Annotated in this window: 17 protein-coding genes and 1 tRNA gene; 13 read left to right on the top strand and 5 right to left on the bottom strand. The window is 70.2% G+C overall.

All coding sequences use genetic code 11. From position 1 onward, the window contains the following. Positions 1–130: 130 nt before the first annotated feature. The 3 genes from AB0H82_RS25280 (at position 131) to AB0H82_RS25270 (ending at position 1,125) form a co-directional block, all read left to right on the top strand. Positions 131–499 carry a WhiB family transcriptional regulator gene (locus AB0H82_RS25280; RefSeq protein WP_362996395.1) on the top strand — a complete coding sequence of 123 codons (369 nt, stop codon included), beginning with the start codon at positions 131–133 and terminating at the stop codon, positions 497–499. Beyond that, complete coding sequence (locus tag AB0H82_RS25275) at positions 496–819, top strand: hypothetical protein (protein WP_362996393.1); 324 nt, start codon at positions 496–498, stop codon at positions 817–819. Before AB0H82_RS25280 ends, AB0H82_RS25275 begins: the two co-directional genes overlap by 4 nt. 114 nt (positions 820–933) lie before the next feature. Beyond that, a complete protein-coding gene (locus tag AB0H82_RS25270) occupies positions 934–1,125 on the top strand; it encodes a hypothetical protein (protein WP_362996391.1) in 192 nt (63 codons plus the stop codon). A 14-nt stretch (positions 1,126–1,139) separates the two neighbouring features. Here the strand turns inward: AB0H82_RS25270 and AB0H82_RS25265 are convergent, their stop codons facing one another. Both AB0H82_RS25265 and AB0H82_RS25260 read right to left on the bottom strand, forming a co-directional pair. Further along, positions 1,140–2,522 carry an AarF/ABC1/UbiB kinase family protein gene (locus AB0H82_RS25265; protein WP_362996389.1) on the bottom strand — a complete coding sequence of 461 codons (1,383 nt, stop codon included), beginning with the start codon at positions 2,520–2,522 and terminating at the stop codon, positions 1,140–1,142. 41 nt (positions 2,523–2,563) lie between these two features. After that, a complete protein-coding gene (locus tag AB0H82_RS25260; protein WP_362996387.1) occupies positions 2,564–3,769 on the bottom strand; it encodes a TOMM precursor leader peptide-binding protein in 1,206 nt (401 codons plus the stop codon). A gap of 215 nt (positions 3,770–3,984) precedes the next feature. Here AB0H82_RS25260 and AB0H82_RS25255 point away from each other — a divergent pair, with 215 nt between their 5' ends. The 4 genes from AB0H82_RS25255 (at position 3,985) to AB0H82_RS25240 (ending at position 7,860) form a co-directional block, all read left to right on the top strand. Then, on the top strand, positions 3,985–4,608 hold the full coding sequence (locus AB0H82_RS25255) for a M48 family metallopeptidase (protein ID WP_362996385.1): 624 nt from the start codon (positions 3,985–3,987) through the stop codon (positions 4,606–4,608). Positions 4,609–4,725: 117 nt separating this feature from the next. Beyond that, positions 4,726–6,396, top strand: a complete 1,671-nt coding sequence (locus tag AB0H82_RS25250; RefSeq protein WP_362996383.1) for a TerD family protein — start codon at positions 4,726–4,728, stop codon at positions 6,394–6,396. Between the two features lie 11 nt (positions 6,397–6,407). Continuing rightward, positions 6,408–7,088 carry an AIM24 family protein gene (locus AB0H82_RS25245; protein WP_362996381.1) on the top strand — a complete coding sequence of 227 codons (681 nt, stop codon included), beginning with the start codon at positions 6,408–6,410 and terminating at the stop codon, positions 7,086–7,088. 16 nt (positions 7,089–7,104) lie between these two features. Beyond that, positions 7,105–7,860, top strand: coding sequence for an AIM24 family protein (locus tag AB0H82_RS25240; RefSeq protein WP_362996379.1), 756 nt, complete (start codon positions 7,105–7,107; stop codon positions 7,858–7,860). An 85-nt stretch (positions 7,861–7,945) separates the two neighbouring features. Here AB0H82_RS25240 and AB0H82_RS25235 read toward each other — a convergent pair whose 3' ends face one another. Together AB0H82_RS25235 and AB0H82_RS25230 are read right to left on the bottom strand one after the other, a co-directional pair. Continuing rightward, positions 7,946–8,470 (bottom strand): NUDIX hydrolase, encoded by a 525-nt coding sequence (locus AB0H82_RS25235; RefSeq protein WP_362996377.1) that lies wholly within the window; start codon positions 8,468–8,470, stop codon positions 7,946–7,948. Further along, positions 8,467–9,924: a zinc-dependent metalloprotease gene (locus tag AB0H82_RS25230; RefSeq protein WP_362996375.1), complete on the bottom strand. Its 1,458-nt coding sequence runs from the start codon at positions 9,922–9,924 to the stop codon at positions 8,467–8,469. Before AB0H82_RS25230 ends, AB0H82_RS25235 begins: the two co-directional genes overlap by 4 nt. A gap of 191 nt (positions 9,925–10,115) precedes the next feature. On the opposite strand from AB0H82_RS25230, the gene AB0H82_RS25225 reads away from it, so the two are divergent. The 4 genes from AB0H82_RS25225 to AB0H82_RS25210 all read left to right on the top strand — a co-directional run bounded on the left by AB0H82_RS25225 (position 10,116) and on the right by AB0H82_RS25210 (position 13,294). Further along, positions 10,116–11,228 carry an SDR family oxidoreductase gene (locus AB0H82_RS25225; protein ID WP_362996373.1) on the top strand — a complete coding sequence of 371 codons (1,113 nt, stop codon included), beginning with the start codon at positions 10,116–10,118 and terminating at the stop codon, positions 11,226–11,228. 140 nt (positions 11,229–11,368) lie between these two features. Then, the gene (locus AB0H82_RS25220) at positions 11,369–11,833 is read left to right on the top strand and encodes a molybdenum cofactor biosynthesis protein MoaE (RefSeq protein WP_362996371.1); all 465 of its coding nucleotides are present in this window, start codon (positions 11,369–11,371) and stop codon (positions 11,831–11,833) included. 139 nt (positions 11,834–11,972) lie between these two features. After that, a complete protein-coding gene (locus tag AB0H82_RS25215; protein ID WP_362996369.1) occupies positions 11,973–12,143 on the top strand; it encodes a hypothetical protein in 171 nt (56 codons plus the stop codon). Between the two features lie 59 nt (positions 12,144–12,202). Further along, positions 12,203–13,294 carry a PDZ domain-containing protein gene (locus AB0H82_RS25210; RefSeq protein ID WP_362996367.1) on the top strand — a complete coding sequence of 364 codons (1,092 nt, stop codon included), beginning with the start codon at positions 12,203–12,205 and terminating at the stop codon, positions 13,292–13,294. A 94-nt stretch (positions 13,295–13,388) separates the two neighbouring features. On the opposite strand, the gene AB0H82_RS25205 is transcribed toward AB0H82_RS25210, so the two are convergent. Continuing rightward, the gene (locus AB0H82_RS25205; RefSeq protein WP_362996365.1) at positions 13,389–13,928 is read right to left on the bottom strand and encodes a PPA1309 family protein; all 540 of its coding nucleotides are present in this window, start codon (positions 13,926–13,928) and stop codon (positions 13,389–13,391) included. A 148-nt stretch (positions 13,929–14,076) separates the two neighbouring features. On the opposite strand from AB0H82_RS25205, the gene AB0H82_RS25200 reads away from it, so the two are divergent. Together AB0H82_RS25200 and AB0H82_RS25195 are read left to right on the top strand one after the other, a co-directional pair. After that, positions 14,077–17,046 (top strand): UPF0182 family protein, encoded by a 2,970-nt coding sequence (locus AB0H82_RS25200; protein WP_362996441.1) that lies wholly within the window; start codon positions 14,077–14,079, stop codon positions 17,044–17,046. Between the two features lie 50 nt (positions 17,047–17,096). After that, positions 17,097–17,170 (top strand) — tRNA-Met (locus AB0H82_RS25195). Positions 17,171–17,231 lie beyond the last annotated feature (61 nt).

The following is a 17,231-nucleotide window of genomic DNA, read 5'->3' as shown; positions in this document are numbered from 1 at the left end:
ACCCGGGATCCGCGGCCCTTCTGTTTTCCCCAAAACAGGGAGACAGGGCGAAGGGGCCGACAGCAAGACCCGGTACCAGCCGCCAACCGGCCGACCCAGGCCGGCACGACCAGACGAGGAAAACAACACCGTGCAACTCGAAGCGCACGCCCCGTCCGTACCGCCTTCACAGACGCTCCCCCCGCCCGCACCCACGGAGGACCCGGCCTTGACTCCCCTCACCGCGCTCACCGCGCTCGACGACGCCATCGAGAACCTCGGCGTACCCGTTCCCTGCCGTGCCTACGACCCCGAGGTCTTCTTCGCGGAGTCCCCGGCCGATGTCGAGTACGCCAAGTCCCTCTGCCGCACCTGCCCGCTGATGGAGGCCTGCCTCGCCGGCGCCAAGGAGCGGCGTGAGCCGTGGGGCGTCTGGGGCGGCGAGCTGTTCGTCCAGGGTGTTGTCGTTGCCCGGAAGCGGCCCCGTGGCCGCCCGCGCAAGAACCCGGTCGTCGCATGAACACCGCCGGAACCATCGACCGCCCCCTCACGCACGACCCCAAGAAGCAGGCCCCGATGAAGGCAGCCACCCGCGAGCCCGCAGGCTCCGCGACCCCGGACTTCACCACCACCGGCGCGCACACCTCGCGCCAGAACAGGACCCGTGAAATGCAACTCATCCCAGAAGCCATGGCTCGTGCGCATATGCACGAACGCATGCGTGAGGCCGAGGCTCAACGCCCGGCCGCGCGCCTGATGGCGGCCCGCCGTATGCAGCGCCGCGCGGAGCGCGCCTCGCTGCGTGCCCGGCGCGCGCTCGCCATAGCGGTCATGCAGTAAGAGCCGCGAAGGCGCTTCGGCGCGACAGATATCCGAGGGGGACGGTCCGAACGGACCGTCCCCCGCAGTGCGTTCTACTCCCCGATCGCCCGGACGCGACGATATGGTCGCCCGGTGGAACAGCAGAACCCCCGGCCCGCGGAGACAGCGAACGCCGTCTGCTCCCGCTGCGGCACGGTCGCCGAAGGCACACCACCGACCTGGACCTGCTCCGTGGAGAACGGCACCCGCCACTACCTCTGCGACGCCTGCGCACGGGAGAACATCAGAGCCATCGAAGGACGCCTCGACTCCGACTGGTGGTGAGCCCTTTCCCACGCTCAGGCCTCCACCGCCGCGCTGCCCTCCTGGCTCTCCTCGACCTCTTCGATATCCGCGGGCTCCTCCACGAACCCGGGCAGCCACTCCTCCAGCTCGTCCCGCATCCTTACCGTCGCGCCCAGCTGGCACAGCACCCCGATCGTGCTCACCGTCACCCGGTGTATCAGCAGATACGCCGGGGGCAGGTTCAGATAACGGCCCAACTGGTAGGCGGGGGATCGGACATCGGCCAGCCGGGCCGCATGCTTGCGCATCCAGGCGCGGGTGAAGGTGTACTCGTCCACCGCCATGGGCTCGATGATCGGCAGCAGATAGTCGAGCACCGCCTGCGGCTCCAGGTCGACGGACTCCTTGACGAAGTTCTCCTCGCGCAACATGTCGTAGACGGCGTCGGCCTCGCCCTCCAGCGTCATCCGCAACGACCTGCCGATGGTCGGGGGCAGCCCGTCGGGCAGCCGGTCGACCGTGCCGAAGTCGAGAACACCGAGGCGGTAACCGTCCTTCTCGTCGGGAAGCAGGCGGAAGTTGCCGGGGTGCGGGTCGGCGTGCAGCAGTCCCGTGCGCGTCGGGCCGGAGAAGAGGAAGCGGGCTAGCAACTGGCCCGCCCGGTCGCGCTGCTCCTTCGTGCCGTCGGCGATCACCTCCGAGAGAGGCGTCCCGTCCATCCACTCGGTCACCAGGACCTGCTCGCTCTGGTGCACCACCCGCGGCACCACCACATCGGGGTCGTCCGCGAACTCCTCGGCATGCGCCTGCTGGGCCTGCGCCTCCAACGCGTAGTCCAGCTCCTCCGAGACACGGTCGCGCAGCTCCGCGATGAGCGGCTTGATGTCCATGCCCGGAATCAGCGGCCCCAGGAGGCGGGCGAAGCGGCTGAGTTGATTGAGGTCGGAGAGCAGCGCCTCGCCCGCTCCCGGGTACTGGACCTTGACCGCAACCTCACGGCCGTCCGCCCACACGGCCCGGTGGACCTGCCCTATCGACGCCGCGGCCGCCGGCTTGTCCTCGAACTCCAGGAACAGCTCCCGCCACTCCTTGCCGAGCCGCTCCTCAAGAACGGAGTGCACGGTCCGGGTCGGCATCGGGGGCGCCGCCTCCTGGAGCTTCGTCAGCGCCGCTCGGTACGGCCCCGCGACCTCCTCCGGCAGCGCGGACTCGAAGACGGACAGCGCCTGCCCGAACTTCATCGCGCCGCCCTTCAGCTCGCCGAGGACCTTGAAGAGCTGCTCCGCCGTGCGCTGCTGCAGCTCGCGTCCCACGATCTCCGCCGACTTGCCCCCGATCCGCTTGCCGAGCCCCCAGGTCGCGCGCCCCGCGAAGCCGAGTGGCAGCGCGGCCAGTTTGGCGGTACGGGTGACCGCCTTCCGGGGAAGATCAGACATGCGCCCCTCCAAGTCCCAGACAGCCGCGCCTTGTCAGGCGGTTACCCGGCCATTGTTGCGTGCGGCTTCGTGTCAGCGGTGGGCCGATCCCCCTTAACGGACACACCGGCCCCACAAGAGCATGATGGATGCGGCCAAATCGGGCTTGAGTGCCACTCGAATCCTGGGACGGAGGCCATCCAGCGCACCCCCGCACCGGCCGACGAACCGCTGTCCAGGAAGGCGAGGGCACGCCCCGCCGCCAGCCCGGCGACCGAGGTCGACAGGGCCAGGTCGCACGCCGGCACCTGTCGCGCGGGCCCGGAGCGCCACTGGGCCAGCATCCGGGGCCAGGTGGGATCGCGGTCCGCGCGCTGCCGGAACAGACACTCGGCACACGCGGTCGTCCCCGGCAGGACCAGAGGGCCAACGACGCCCGTCCCCTCGATCACTCCCGCGTAGAGGTGGGGAGTGCCGGAGGCGAGCAGTTCCTCGGCCGCGGCGGGTGCGGGAGCGTACGCGTCCAGGCCGTCCCTCGGCGCGATGATCACCAGGGAGAGGCCCGCCGCACCCTCGGGCTCGGCGGACCGCCGGGGTGGCCGGCCGGGTGCCGACTGACGCACGATCCGGCGTGCGGTCGTGTCCCTGCGCTCCCCGACGGACTCGGCGGGCAGGCCACCCGGCGCGACGTCCCACGGCTGCACATGCCCGCCGTCCAGCACATCGACCCGGCCGACGCCCGCGCCCGCCAGCACGGAGGCCACGACGGCGCCGACCCGCCCGGCGCCCTGCACCCGCACCCGCATGGCACGCCGTGCAGCGGCCTTGGCCATCGCGTCGCCCGGCTCGGAAGAGAGGAGCGACAGCGAGGCCAGATCGGCGCGCAGCCGGTCCATGACCTCGCCCCGCGCACGCAGCGCGTCAGCCGCGGGGCCGCCGCCCGTCGAGTCGTCGAGGAGGCCGGCCCGCGAGAGCTCGCCCAGAAGTCTGTGCACGTGCCCGTCCGGCAGACCCATCCGACGGGCCTCCTCGCGCAGGAGCGGCACCCCGCGAGTGCCGTCCAGAAGAGTCAGAAAGCTGCTCGTCGCCGTGTCCATCGGGCCGAGCACCAGGGCGTGCGCGGGCGCCACCCCGAACTGCACGTTGCTCAGGTCCCGCCAGCCGCGCCGCAGCGCGGGCTTCAAGACCGGATGCGCGGTCGGAGTGACAGCCGTGGTCGTCGTGGTCGTCGTGGTCTTTGCGTTCGTAGCGTTCGTCGCTGTGGTCATGGTCGTCCCCCGTCGGCCGGTCGTCGTGGTCCCGTCCGCCGCGCCGATCGAATGCCAGAATGCCCGCCTCACCGGACGCCCGCGTCGCGTTGTCCACAGGCGGTGGGTGTTAGTCGTACTAATCAGTCGTACTAATCAAACGCACAGGGAGCGGAACAGCGCCGAACCGTCCCGGAGGCGGGACTTCCCCCATGCCCAGCGGGTAACGTCGGGGCGTGCCCGCCGACCCGTCCCCTCGCGTCGCTGGGGAGACCCCAGCGCGTCGCGCCGGAGCTCCACAGCGCAGCACGACCAGCCCGTCACCGTCCGGTGCGGTGGCCAGCGCGGTCGAGGTGAGACGGAGCGCCCGCCGCCGCAGAACGGTCTCCGCGTACCGGGAGGGCGACCGCACCGTCGTCCTCATCCCGGCCCGGATGTCCGAAGCGGAAGAGCAGCGCTGGGTCAACGTGATGCTCGACAAGCTCGCGGCCCAGGAGAGCAAGCGGCTGCTCGGCGACGCGGAGCTCGCCGAGCGCGCAGGCCACCTGTCCGATCAGTACTTCGGCGGCCGCGCCAGGCCGGCCTCCGTCCGCTGGGTCACGAACCAGAACACGCGCTGGGGCTCCTGCACCCCGGCCGAGGGCAGCATCCGTCTTTCGCACCGGCTGCAGGGCATGCCCGAATACGTCGTCGACTACGTGCTCGTCCACGAGCTCGCCCACCTTCTCGTCCCCGGCCACGGGCCCCGTTTCTGGCGGCTCCTGGAGGCCTATCCCCGCACCGAGCGGGCGCGCGGCTACCTCGAAGGGGTGGTCGCGGCCGGGCGGCTGCCCCACCTTCCCGCCGCCCGCGAGGAGTGAACGTCCGCCGGATCTCGCGGTTGTGTAGCGGGTCTGTACCGGCTTCGCCCGCTGTCGGACTTTGCGGTTAGCCTGACGCGACGCATTCACATTCGGGATGGGGGACGGTCGTTACGTATGGCCAGGGAATTCCAACGCGGCCACAAGGCCAAGGTCAGTGACCTCACCGCGGGAACCGATCTGTACGTCGGCGTGCAGATCTCCGCACCGGGGCTGACGTTCGACATCAGCTGCTTCGGCCTGGACGCGAGCGAGCGGCTCTCGGACGACCGTTACTTCATCTTCTTCAACCAGCCGAAGTCCCCCGAGGAGTCGATCCAGCTCCTGGGCGCCCAGGCGGGCGACACCGAGTCCTTCCGGGTCACGCTCGACCGCATCCCGCAGCAGATCCAGCGGCTGTCGTTCACGGCGACGATCGACGGCGCCGGGCAGATGTCGCAGGTCGCCTCCGGGTACATCCGCATCGTCGCGGGCGGCGAGGAAGTGGCGCGCTACGCCTTCAACGGCGCGGAGTTCTCCACGGAGCGCGCCGTCATGCTGGGCGACTTCTACATGAAGGACGTCTGGCGCTTCGCCGCGATCGGCCAGGGCTTCGACGGCGGACTCGACGCGCTCCTGAGGAACTTCGGCGGCGAGGTCGCCGAGGAGGAGCCCGCCGCCCCGCAGCCGCAGGCTGCCGCCCCCTCCTTCGCACCGCCCGCGCAGGCCGCGGCGCCGCCCGCGTTCGGCGCCCCGGCGTCCGCCGCGCCGCTCCAGGCACCCGCGCCCGCCCCCATGCCGGCGCCCGCCCCCGCGCAGAACTTCGCGCCGCCGCAGGGCGCCACCCCGCCCCCGGCCCCCGCCCCCGCGCCCCCCTCCGTGCACGCCGCGCAGACCGTCGTGGCCCCGATGAACCAGCCGCCGGGAGGAGCCGTGCCGCCGCCGGCCCCCTCGCCGTACGGCCAGCCCGGTCAGCAGCACCCGCAGCAACCGCAGTTCGGCCAGGCCCCGGGCCAGTCCGCGCCCCCGCCGCCCGGATACGGCCAGCAGCCCGCCGCCCCCATGCCCCCGCCCGGATACGGCCAGCAGCCCCCCGGCGGCCAGTTCCCGGGACAGGCCGCAGCCCCGCAGGGCGCGGCACCCCAGGGCGCCGGTGTGGCCGCGGCGCTCCAGAAGTACCGCGAAGCCCCCACCGGCCAGCGCTGGACGCAGCAGAACGAGAAGCTCATACGCGTCGACCTGGGCGTCGCCGACCAGCCCATCCTCGCCCGTCAGGGCAGCATGGTGCTCTACCAGGGCAAGGTCGAGTTCAGCTACAAGGGCGCGGGCTTCGCCGGACGCATCGTCGGCAACTCCACCGGCCAGGAGATGCAGCTGATGCGCTGCTCGGGCCGAGGGCAGGTCTTCCTCGCCGAGGAAGGCACCCACCTGCACCCCATCGAGCTCCAGGGCGACGCCATCTGCGTCTCGGCGGAGAACGTCCTCGCCTTCGACGAGACGCTCCAGCACGAAGTGCGCAGGATCGAGGGCCATGGCATCCCCGGCGGTGCTCTGTTCGTCATGCAGTTCCAGGGCACCGGCACCGTCATCCTGAAGACGCACGGCGTGCCCGTCGTCCTGCCCGTCACGCCGACGACCTTCGCCGACTGCCACGCCGTCGTCGCCTGGTCGGCCGCCGCTCAGGCGATCGTTTCCAGCCAGGTCCGGCTGCGCAGCAACGCGTACGCGGGATCCACGGGGGAGAGCGTGAACCTCCAGTTCCGTGGCGCGCCCGGCAATTTCATCGTCGTCCAGCCGTACGAGGTCTGAGGGAGCCCGTCATGAATCAGCAGCTCGCGGGCTTTGCTCCCGCACCCGTCGCCGCCCGCATGGAGAACCACGGCCACCACATGGTCAAGGTCGCCATGCAGACCGGCAACGACCTCCTCGCGCGCGTGGGCTCGATGGTCGCCTACGAAGGGTTCGTGCAGTACGAGCCGAATCCGCCCGCCGTCCGTCAGGTCGCGCGCGAGTGGATGACCGGCGAGGGCGCGCCCTTGATGAAGTGCTCCGGAGACGGCCTCCTCTACCTCGCCGACTACGGAGCGGACATCGTCGTCATCAACCTGGCGGGCGACTCCCTCTCGGTGAACGGCACCAACCTCCTCGCCTTCGACGCGTCCCTCCAGTGGGGCGTCGAGCGGGTCAAGGGCATGGCCAAGTTCGCCGGACAGGGCCTGTGGAACATCAAGATCTCCGGGCAGGGCTGGGTCGCGCTGACGTCCCGGGGCACCCCGGTCGTCGTCGACTGCGGCCGTGGCGACGACGAGACGTACGTCGACCCGGACGCCCTGATCGCCTGGTCCCCGAACCTGAAGGTGAAGGGCAAGCGCAGCTTCAAGGCCGGTTCCCTCATCGGGCGCGGCAGCGGCGAGGCCTACCAAATGGGCTTCTCCGGAGAGGGCATCGTCGTCGTACAGCCCAGCGAGGACAGCACCGACCGTCTCCGAGCACGGGGCTGAGGGGGAGCAACACACCATGCAGAGCCCACTTTTCGCGCACGCCGAACAGCAGACCCAGGAGCGCTACTCCGTTCAGAACCCGCAGCTGCTGCGGGTCGCCCTGGAAGGCCACGACGACGTCCTGGCCCGCAAGGGCGCGATGGTCGCCTACCAGGGGCTGATCGAGTTCGACGCCGAGTACCAGAACCAGGGCAACCAGCGGGCCCGCGCGCACACCGGCGAGGGCCTGGACCTGATGCGCTGCCACGGTCAGGGCACGATCTACTTCGCCAACCTCGCCCAGTACATCCACGTGGTGGATGTCGACCAGGACGGCCTGACCGTGGACAGCAGCTACGTCCTCGCGATGGACTCGTCGCTGACCCACCAGGTCATCGCCGTCGACAGCCAGTACGGCATCTCCGGCTCCGGCAAGTACCAGCTCAACATCTCCGGGCGCGGCAAGGTCGCCCTGATGACGTCGGGCCAGCCACTGATGCTGCAGGTCACGCCCGACCGGTACGTCAACGCGGACGCCGATGCGATCGTCGCCTGGTCCAACGGCCTGCGCGTCCAGATGCAGGCCCAGACCCATTCCTCGGGCGTCTGGCGCCGCCGCGGCAACACCGGTGAGGGCTGGGAGCTCAGCTTCATGGGCCAGGGCTACGCGCTCGTCCAGCCGAGCGAGATGCTGCCGCCCCAGAACGCGGTCATCGGGCGGGGCGCCCAGGCGCAGTTCGGTGTGGGCCAGCAAGGGGCTCGGGGGCAGAACCAGGGCAACGTCTGGAGTTAGCCACCGGAGCTGAGGGGCGCGGGAATTTTCTGCGGGCCGTATGTGGCTGGTCGCGCAGTTCCCCGCGCCCCTGACGGGGCGCGCCTTACAGGCGCGCCCTTGTTGCCTCCATCAGCCGTACCACCGACTCGTCCGCCACCCCCGCCACCTCGTCGTACCCGAACCAGCGCAGGTCCAGCGACTCGTCGCTGATCGCCTCGACCGCGTCGGACGGGGCGAGTGCGGCGTACTGGACGTCGAGGTGCTGCGTGCACGGGCCCGGGATCGGGTGCCGGTCCAGACGCACCGGCCCGCCCGCAAGCAGCGTCAGGCCCGGCATGCCGGACTCCTCCGTCGCCTCGCGCAGCGCGGCCGCGGCCAGCGTGGGGTCGCCCGGCTCGCAGTGGCCGCCCATCTGGAGCCACATCCGCAGCTTCTTGTGCAGGGTGAGCAGCACGCGCCCGCGCGAGGGGTCGACGACCAGGGCGCTGGCCGTCACGTGCCCGTCCGTGCAGGACTTCCACATGCCGTCCGCGGGATGCGCGGCGAGGTGGTCCAGGTAGTACTGGCGCAGTTCGTCCTGGCCCTCGTACCCCTTGAGTACGAGGACCGTGTCGTCGTGCAGGCTCACTTGCCGTCGTCGTCCTTGGTGTCGTCGCCCTCGTCCTTCGTGAGGTCGGGCTTCGCGGAGCCGCCGCCGGCCGCCTCGCCGAGCATCTTGTCCAGCTCGGAGAAGTCCAGCTGCTCGCGGTGCACGAAGCCGTCGGGGTCGTCCAGGTCGGTGGCCGTCGGCAGCATGTCCGGGTGCTCCCACAGGCCGTCGCGGCCGTCGACACCGCGCGCGTCCGTGAGCGAGGCCCACAGGCGCGAGGCGTCACGCAGCCGGCGCGGGCGCAGTTCGAGGCCGATCAGCGTGGCGAACGTCTGCTCCGCGGGGCCGCCCGTCGCGCGGCGGCGGCGCAGCGTCTCCCGGAGGGCGTCGGCGGACGACAGGCGGGGCTTCGCGGCGGCGTGGACCACCGCGTCCACCCAGCCCTCCACGAGCGCCAGAGCGGTCTCCAGGCGGGCCAGAGCGGCCTTCTGGGCCGGGGTGTCCTCCGGCTGGAACATGCCCTGCTGGAGCGCCTCCTGCAGCTGCTCCGGGTTCTGCGGGTCGAGCTGGCCGACCACGTCCTCCAGCTTGGCCGTGTCGACCTTGATCCCGCGGGCGTAACCCTCGACGGCGCCGAAAAGGTGCGAGCGCAGCCACGGCACGTGGGCGAAGAGCCGCTGGTGGGCGGCCTCGCGCAGCGCCAGATAGAGCCGCACCTCGTTCTTGTCGATGCCCAGGTCCTTGCCGAAGGCCTCGATGTTCACCGGGAGGAGCGCGGCCTTGCCGGACGGGCCGAGCGGGAGGCCGATGTCGGTGGAGCCGACGACCTCGCCCGCGAGCACGCCCACGGCCTGGCCGATCTGCTGGCCGAACATGGCGCCGCCCATGGAGCGCATCATGCCGATCAGCGGGCCCGCCATGGCCTGCATCTCCTCCGGCAGCACGTCGCCCATGGCCAGGCCGACGCGCTCGGCGACGGGGTCGACGAGCTCCTTCCAGACCGGCAGCGTCGCCTCGACCCACTCGGCGCGGCTCCACGCCACGGCCGTGCCCGACCCGGACGGCAGAGACGTCGCGTCGTCCAGCCACAGGTCGGCCAGGCGCACGGCCTCCTCGACGGCGGACCGCTCGGCGGGGCCGACGCTGGCGTCCTTGGTGCCGTCCGCCGTGCCCTGGGACACGGTCTGGCGGGCGATGTCCTTGGCCATGTCCCAGTTCACCGGGCCGCCCTCGTACGAGAGCATCTGGCCGAGCTGCTGGAACGCGGCACCCAGGTCGTTCGGGTTCATGGAACCGAACATCGCGGCGAACGGGTTGTCACCGCCGCCGGCTCCGGGGAACCCCCCGAAACCGAACGGGTTCGCGGGGCCACCGGCGCCCTGCCCGCCCTGGCCCCCGCTCTGTCCCTCTCCAGGGGATCCCTTCTTCTTGCCCTCGTCGCCGTCTTCCGGCTCCTCCGGCGGAAGGCCGAATCCGAATGGGGTGTCACTCACGGGATTCCTCGGCTCGTCAGGCCGCCGGTATCGTTCCGGCGGCGGCTGCCCTACAACACCACCCAGCGTAGACACCGTGACGGGTTCGGGCCTCGGTGCTTCGCCGACTCATGGCCTGCGGCAGGATGGATGCCACCTGGTACGTACGCGTCATACGCGTACGTACTGAAGACAACCGCTGGAGACGCCCGGTGAGTTCCCCAGATCCACAGGTTCGCGCAGCGCGAAACCCCTCAACCCCGGCACCCGTCCGAGGGCCGGTGGTCGCCGTGACCGGCGCCGCCTCCGGAGTGGGCGCGCTCCTGACCGAGCGCCTCGCCGCATCGGAGGCGATCAAGCAGGTCATCGCCATCGACGAGCGCCGGGGCGACTGCACGCAGGCGCAGTGGCACATCCTGGACGTGCGGGATCCGGCCATCGCGGAGAAGCTGCGCGGCGCGGACGTCGTGGTGCACCTGGCGCTCGATCTCGACCTGGAGACCGACGCCGCGGCCCGCACCGCGTACAACGTGCGCGGCACCCAGACCGTGCTGACCGCGGCCGCGGCGGCCGGCGTGCACCGCGTCGTGCTCTGCACGTCGGCGATGGTCTACGGAGCGCTGCCCGACAACGAACTGCCCCTCTCCGAAGACGCCGAACTGCGCGCCACCGCGGAGGCCACCGGTGTCGGTGACCTCCTGGAGGTGGAGCGTCTCGCCCGCCGGGCGCCCCGCGCGCACCCCGGCCTCAACGTCACCGTCGTGCGGCCCGCGACCCTCGTCGGCGGCACGGACACGGCCCTCACGCGCTACTTCGAGTCGCCCCGGCTCCTGGTCGTGGCCGGGTCGCGCCCCGCCTGGCAGTTCTGCCACGTCGAGGACCTGTGCAGCGCTCTGGAGTACGCCGTCCTGGAGAAGGTCGACGGCGAGCTGGCCGTCGGCTGCGACGGCTGGCTGGAGCAGGAGGAGGTCGAGGAGCTCAGCGGGATCCGGCGCATGGAGCTGCCGTCGACGGTCGCGCTCGGCGCCGCCGCCCGGCTGCACCGCATCGGCCTCACCCCGTCCCCGGCCGGTGACCTCGCCTACACGATGTACCCGTGGGTGGTCAGTGTCAGCGGACTGCACGACGCCGGGTGGCGGCCCCAGTGGACCAACGAGGAAGTCCTCGCCGAGCTGCTCGAAGAGGTCGCGGGGCGGCGCACCGTGGCCGGTCGGCGGCTCGGGCGCAAGGACGCCACGGCCGCGGGCGCGGCGGGTGCGACGGTCGCGCTGCTGGGTGCCGCGGCGGTGGTGCGCAGGGCGCGGAAGGCGCGGCGGAGGATCTGAGACGCGCCGGGTCACCGTCCGCGGGCTGCCCTGCGCCGTCCCGCGGCGGGCGGCCCTGTAGGGAGCTCCAAGGCGACACGCGTGCGTGCCGGGCGAAAGGTCTATTCCGTGATGCCCGTGCCGTGCGGCACCATGGCCGCATGGCACGCACCACGATGGACCACCCCGGCGAGCAGGCCGCGCAGGACCCGATCCGCCTGCTGGCGATCCGTGACACCCCGCTCTCCCTGGACGAGGTCTTCCAGGCCGTCGGTGACGACGCGGCGGGCGGCACGGCGCTCTTCGTGGGGACCGTGCGCAACCACGACGGCGGCGCGGACGTCGACGAGCTGGGGTACTCGACCCACCCCACCGCCGAGGCCGAGATGCGCCGGGTGGCCGAGAAGGTCGTCGCGCAGTACCCGGTGCGCGCCCTGGCCGCGGTGCACCGCGTCGGGGACCTCGCCGTCGGTGACCTCGCGGTGGTCGTGGCCGTCTCCTGCCCGCACCGCGCCGAGGCCTTCGACGCCTGCCGGCAGCTGATCGACGACCTCAAGCACGAGGTGCCGATCTGGAAGCATCAGCGCTTCTCGGACGGCAAGGAGGAATGGGTGGGTGCCTGTTGAGCCGACTGACCCGGGTGCCTCCGACCGCGTGACCGGCGCTCCGGTTGCGTAACCGGACCCCTGCCGTGAGCGTTGACCATGCGGATGGTTAATCTGCTGATCAGTCAGTTGCGGTGGCTCACGGGTTCGGGAGGTCGGCATGGCATCACTTGCCTGGTTGCTCATTCCGCTCCTGGCGGCCGTCGGTGCGGGTCTGTGGGGCAGCTGGGCGACCCGCAACCGCAAGTCCGGCCGCACGGGTGACGCCAACGAGCTCAACGGCTACGCGGCCTTCCGCGAGGCGATGGAGAAGTCCCGCACCGGGAGCTGAAGCCCCGTACGGACCGGCCCCGGGGGTGCCCTCACAGGCAGGTCCCGTACTGTCGTTCCATGCCACGCCGCACTGCGACGATGCTCGCCTCCACCTTGATGCTGATCGCGCTGCTCTGCGCCGGAGTACTCATCAAAGTGCCGTACTCGGAGATGTCCCCCGGGCCCACGGTGAACACCCTCGGCGACCACGACGGCGAACCGGTGCTGCAGATCTCCGGCCGCAAGACCTATCCCACGACCGGCAACCTGAACATGACGACGGTCAGGGTCACCAGCGCCGACTACGACATGAACCTCGCGGAGGCCGTCTACGGCTGGCTGGCACACGACAACATCGTGGTGCCGCACGACACGCTCTACCCGGACGGCAAGACCGAGCAGCAGTCCTCCCAGGAGAACGCCGAGGAATTCAGCCAGTCCCAGGAGAGCGCCAAGGTGGCGGCGCTCAGGCAGCTGGACATCCCGGTGAAGTCCCAGGTGATCGTCTCCACCGTCTTCAAGGGCGACCCGGCGGAGGGCAAGCTGCACGCGGGCGACGTCATCCGCAAGGTGGACGGCAAGCCCGTCAAGGAGATGACGGACGTCGCGAAGCTCGTCACCGATCACAAGCCCGGCGACACGGTCACCTTCACCGTCGTCCCGGTCAAGGCCGCGGCCGCCGCCGAGAAGGCGGGCAAGGCGCCGACCGAGACCGAGGAAGTCAAGATCACGACGAAGGGCGCGGAGGACGACGCGGACCGCGCGGTCGTCGGCATCAAGGCGGGCACCGACCACACCTTCCCGTTCACGATCGACATCAAGCTGGCCGACGTGGGCGGCCCGAGCGCCGGCCTGATGTTCGCCCTCGGCATCGTCGACAAGCTGACCCCGGACGACCTCACCGGCGGCAAGTTCGTGGCCGGCACCGGAACCATCGTGGCCGACGGCGAGGTCGGCCCGATCGGCGGCATCGAGATGAAGACCGTCGGCGCGCGCGACAAGGGCGCCGAGTACTTCCTCACGCCGAAGGGCAACTGCGCGGCCGCCGCCGAGGACGTCCCCGACGGCCTCACGCTCGTCAAGGTGGACACCATCGCGGACGCCGTGAAGTCCCTGGAGAAGATCCGCAAGGGCAACACCGCCGACCTGCCGAAGTGCACCAAGGGCTGAGAGCCTGTGTCATAACCCCGGCCGGACGGGCCCCGACACAGCTGTGCGCGGGCAGGAGGCCCCACCCGCGCACAGAACGGAATATGACGAACCGCTACGCGAACGTCGCCGCGAGCGCCTCCGCCAGGCCGGGCACCAGGTCCGAGCCGGTGAGGACCTCGGTCGGCGAGTCCTTCTCGCGCAGCCGCAGCGCGGACTCGCGCGCACCGTCACGCAGCACCGCGACCGTCATCCGGACCTCCTGCCGGTCCGGGTGCTCGGCCACCCACTTCGCGAGCTGCGCCTCGCCGAGACCGTCCGGGACGGACGCCTCGGCGGACGGCGGCAGCATCAGGCGCTCCACGGTGAGAGCGCAGCCCGCCACCGCGTCCGGCCAGGCGATGGTGCCGAGGAATTCGTCCAGCGGCTTGTCCGCGGGGATCTCCTCCTGCTCGATGGGGGTCAGGCCGGCGTGCTCCACGCCGTCGTCGAGGCCGAGCTGGGAGGCGAGGCCGGGTTCTTGGGTACGCAGTCGCGCCGTGTCGACCAGCGCGAAGAGGCGGGCGGGCCGGTCCCAGCCGAGGCCGGATACGTACTCGTCGATTTCGAGTACCGCCCGGGTGAGGGGGCTCGCTGCCATGGGAGTGTTGGACATGGTCACAATCCTGCCTCGTTAGTCCCGAGAAACGGGAACCGAGTAAAGCGTAGGTAAGTTGCATAGGTGTGGGTCCGCGATCTCGGGGGCCTGACGGACCAACAGCGAATCAACAGCGAACTTCGAGGTGCGCACCTTGGCTTTCCAGATGCCGGACCGCGGCGGAGGCCCGACGGGGCCACGGATCAGAGTGGGCCGACCCTCCCGGCGTGTCCGGACCCTGCTCATGACACTGGGGGTCCTGGCCGTACTGGCCATGGCCTTCGTCATGTTCTCCGGGTTCTGGACGGACTGGTTGTGGTACCGCTCGGTCAACTACTCATCGGTCTTCACGACGACCCTGTGGACCAAGATCGGCCTGTTCTTCGTCTTCGGCCTCCTCATGGCGGCCGCAGTCGGCGTGAACATCTGGCTGGCGCACCGGCTGCGCCCGCCGCTGAGTGCCATGTCGATGGAGCAGCAGAGCCTCGACCGGTACCGCATGGGCATCGCCCCGTACAAGAAGTGGCTGCTCATCGGGGTCACGGCCCTGGTGGGGCTGATCGCGGGCGCGTCCGCCGCGGGTCAGTGGCGCACCTGGCTCCTGTGGGTCAACGGCGTGTCCTTCGGCCAGAAGGACCCGCAGTTCCACATGGACGTGTCGTTCTTCGCGTTCGACCTGCCCTGGTACCGCTTCCTGCTCGGCTTCGGCTTCGCGGCCACGGTGCTCTCCCTGGTCGCCGCCGCCCTGACGCACTACCTGTACGGCGGGCTGCGGATCACCAGCCCCGGCGCGCGCGCCACCGCCGCGGCCACCGGTCACCTCTCGGTGCTGCTCGGCGTCTTCGTGTCGCTCAAGGCCGTCGCGTACTGGCTCGACCGGTACGGCCTCGCGGTGAAGTCCAGTGACTTCAAGGCGACGGACAACTGGACCGGCCTGAAGTACGTCGACGCGAACGCGTACCTGCCGGCGAAGACGATCCTGTTCTGCATCGCCGTCATCTGCGCCATCCTCTTCTTCGCCACGCTGTGGCGGCGCACCTGGCAGCTGCCGGTCATCGGCTTCGGCCTGATGGTGCTCTCGGCGATCCTCATCGGCGGGCTCTACCCCGCGATCGTCCAGAAGTTCCAGGTCCAGCCGAACGAGCAGGCCAAGGAAGCGCCGTACATCGAGAAGAACATCGAGGCCACCCGCCACGCCTACGGCATCAGCGGTGTGAAGCCCGAGGACTACAAGGGCGCGGGCAAGGTCGACGAGGACCCCGGGAAGAAGCGCGAGGACGCGGACACGGCGGCCAACTACCGGCTGAACGACCCGAACATCGTCTCGCCGACCTTCCAGCAGCTGGAGCAGGAGCGCAGCTACTACCAGTTCCCGAAGACGCTGGACGTGGACCGCTACAACGGCCAGGACACCATCGTCGGCCTGCGCGAGATCGACGTGAACAAGCTCGACAAGCGGAACTGGATCAACGACCACTTCGCCTACACCCACGGCTACGGAGTGGTCGCCGCCAAGGGCACGGAGACCAAGCCGGGCTCCAAGGGCGCCCCGGCGTTCACCGAGGCCGGCCTGCCCACCACCGGCAACCTCGGTGAGTACGAGCAGCGGATCTACTACGGCGAGAAGACGTCCCAGTACTCGATCGTGGGCGGGCCCCAGAAGGAGCTCGACTACGAAGAGGACGGCGGCGGTCAGAAGACCTACAGCTACAAGGGCGACAGCGGGGTCAACCTCTCCAACCCGATCAACCGCGCCGCGTACGCGGTGTCCTTCGGAGAGCCGCAGATCCTGTACTCCGGAGCCATCGGCGAGGGATCGCGGATCCTCTACAACCGCACTCCGAAGGAGCGCGTGGAGGCCGTGGCCCCGTGGCTGACCATCGACGGCGACGTCTATCCGACGGTCGTCGACGGCCGCATCCAGTGGGTCGTCGACGCCTACACGACCAGCAACGGCTATCCGTACGCCTCGCGGACGACGCTCGGTGACACCACCGCCGACTCCCTGTCGCAGGCCGACAGCCAGCGCACGGTGATCGCCCAGCAGAACCAGGTCAACTACATCCGCAACTCGGTGAAGGCCACCGTCGACGCGTACACCGGCGACGTGAAGCTCTACACCTGGGACGACGAGGACCCGGTCCTGAAGACCTGGAAGAAGGCGTTCCCGGGCACCGTCAAGGACAAGAGCGAGATCCCGCCGAAGCTGATGGACCACCTGCGGTACCCGCAGGACATGTTCAAGGTCCAGCGCGAACTGCTCACGAAGTACCACGTCACGGACCCCGGCCAGTTCTACAACGCGAGTGACGCGTGGCAGGTCCCGAACGACCCGACGAAGAAGGACGACAGTGCGGTCCCGCCGTACTACCTGTCCCTGAAGTCGCCGGGCCAGACGCAGCAGCAGTTCTCCCTGACGACGACGTTCACCCCGAGCGAGCGGCCCAACCTGCGGGCCTTCATGACGGTCGACGCCGACGCCAGAAGCGAGAACTACGGCAAGATGCAGCTGCTCAGAGTCCGGGGTGACGTCGACGGCCCCGAACAGGTGCAGAACAAGCTGAACTCCATGACGGAAGTCGGCAACTTCGTCCGTGACATGAAGGGCGCCGACTCCGACGTCCTCTACGGCAATCTGCTGACCGTGCCACTGGACGACGGCTTCCTGTACGTCGAGCCCGTCTACGTACAGGGACGCAAGTCGGCGTACCCCCTCCTGAAGAAGGTCGCTGTGTCGTACGGCACGGAGACCGCCTTCGCGGACACCCTCAGCGAGGGCCTCAACCAGGTCTTCAGTACTGAAGGGCCCACCAAGCCACCGGCCGACGATCCGGGCGAGGACGAGCCGACCAAGCCGCCGAAGACGAACGACCCGACGGTCCAGGACGCGCTCGACGACGCCCAGGAGGCCTTCGAGGACGGCGAGGCGGCCATGAAGGAGAACGACTGGAAGGCGTACGGCGAGGCGCAGGAGCGGCTCCAGAAGGCCCTGGAGCGGGCCGAGGAGGCCTCGGCGAAGGCCAAGGAGAAGGACGACAAGGCCGCCGACAAGAACGCCGACAACAGCGCTGACCAGGCCGCCGACAAGAACGCGGACAAGAACGCCGACAAGCCGGAGCCCGACAAGACCGAGTAGTGGGTGGTCAGGCCGCCCTCCCGCGCCGTGGTACGGTTTCATCACAACGGCGCGGGGTGGAGCAGCTCGGTAGCTCGCTGGGCTCATAACCCAGAGGTCGCAGGTTCAAATCCTGTCCCCGCTACTGCAAGGTGAAGGCCCGGATCCTTACGGATCCGGGCCTTCGTCGTGTGTGCCGGGTGCCG

Origin of the sequence: Streptomyces sp. NPDC050732 (assembly GCF_040654255.1) — a bacterium.
GTDB lineage: Bacteria > Actinomycetota > Actinomycetes > Streptomycetales > Streptomycetaceae > Streptomyces.
The sequence above is the reverse complement of the archived record's forward strand: the minus strand, read 5'-3'. Positions and strand labels throughout refer to the sequence as shown.

Coding starts and splice junctions, on each gene's coding strand:
- AB0H82_RS25275 (WP_362996393.1), top strand. CDS start 496: ATGAACACCGCCGGAACCATCGACCGCCCCCTCACGCACGACCCCAAG.
- AB0H82_RS25265 (WP_362996389.1), bottom strand. CDS start 2,522: ATGTCTGATCTTCCCCGGAAGGCGGTCACCCGTACCGCCAAACTGGCC.
- AB0H82_RS25260 (WP_362996387.1), bottom strand. CDS start 3,769: ATGACCACAGCGACGAACGCTACGAACGCAAAGACCACGACGACCACG.
- AB0H82_RS25250 (WP_362996383.1), top strand. CDS start 4,726: ATGGCCAGGGAATTCCAACGCGGCCACAAGGCCAAGGTCAGTGACCTC.
- AB0H82_RS25245 (WP_362996381.1), top strand. CDS start 6,408: ATGAATCAGCAGCTCGCGGGCTTTGCTCCCGCACCCGTCGCCGCCCGC.
- AB0H82_RS25240 (WP_362996379.1), top strand. CDS start 7,105: ATGCAGAGCCCACTTTTCGCGCACGCCGAACAGCAGACCCAGGAGCGC.
- AB0H82_RS25220 (WP_362996371.1), top strand. CDS start 11,369: ATGGCACGCACCACGATGGACCACCCCGGCGAGCAGGCCGCGCAGGAC.
- AB0H82_RS25215 (WP_362996369.1), top strand. CDS start 11,973: ATGGCATCACTTGCCTGGTTGCTCATTCCGCTCCTGGCGGCCGTCGGT.
- AB0H82_RS25210 (WP_362996367.1), top strand. CDS start 12,203: ATGCCACGCCGCACTGCGACGATGCTCGCCTCCACCTTGATGCTGATC.
- AB0H82_RS25205 (WP_362996365.1), bottom strand. CDS start 13,928: ATGTCCAACACTCCCATGGCAGCGAGCCCCCTCACCCGGGCGGTACTC.
- AB0H82_RS25200 (WP_362996441.1), top strand. CDS start 14,077: ATGCCGGACCGCGGCGGAGGCCCGACGGGGCCACGGATCAGAGTGGGC.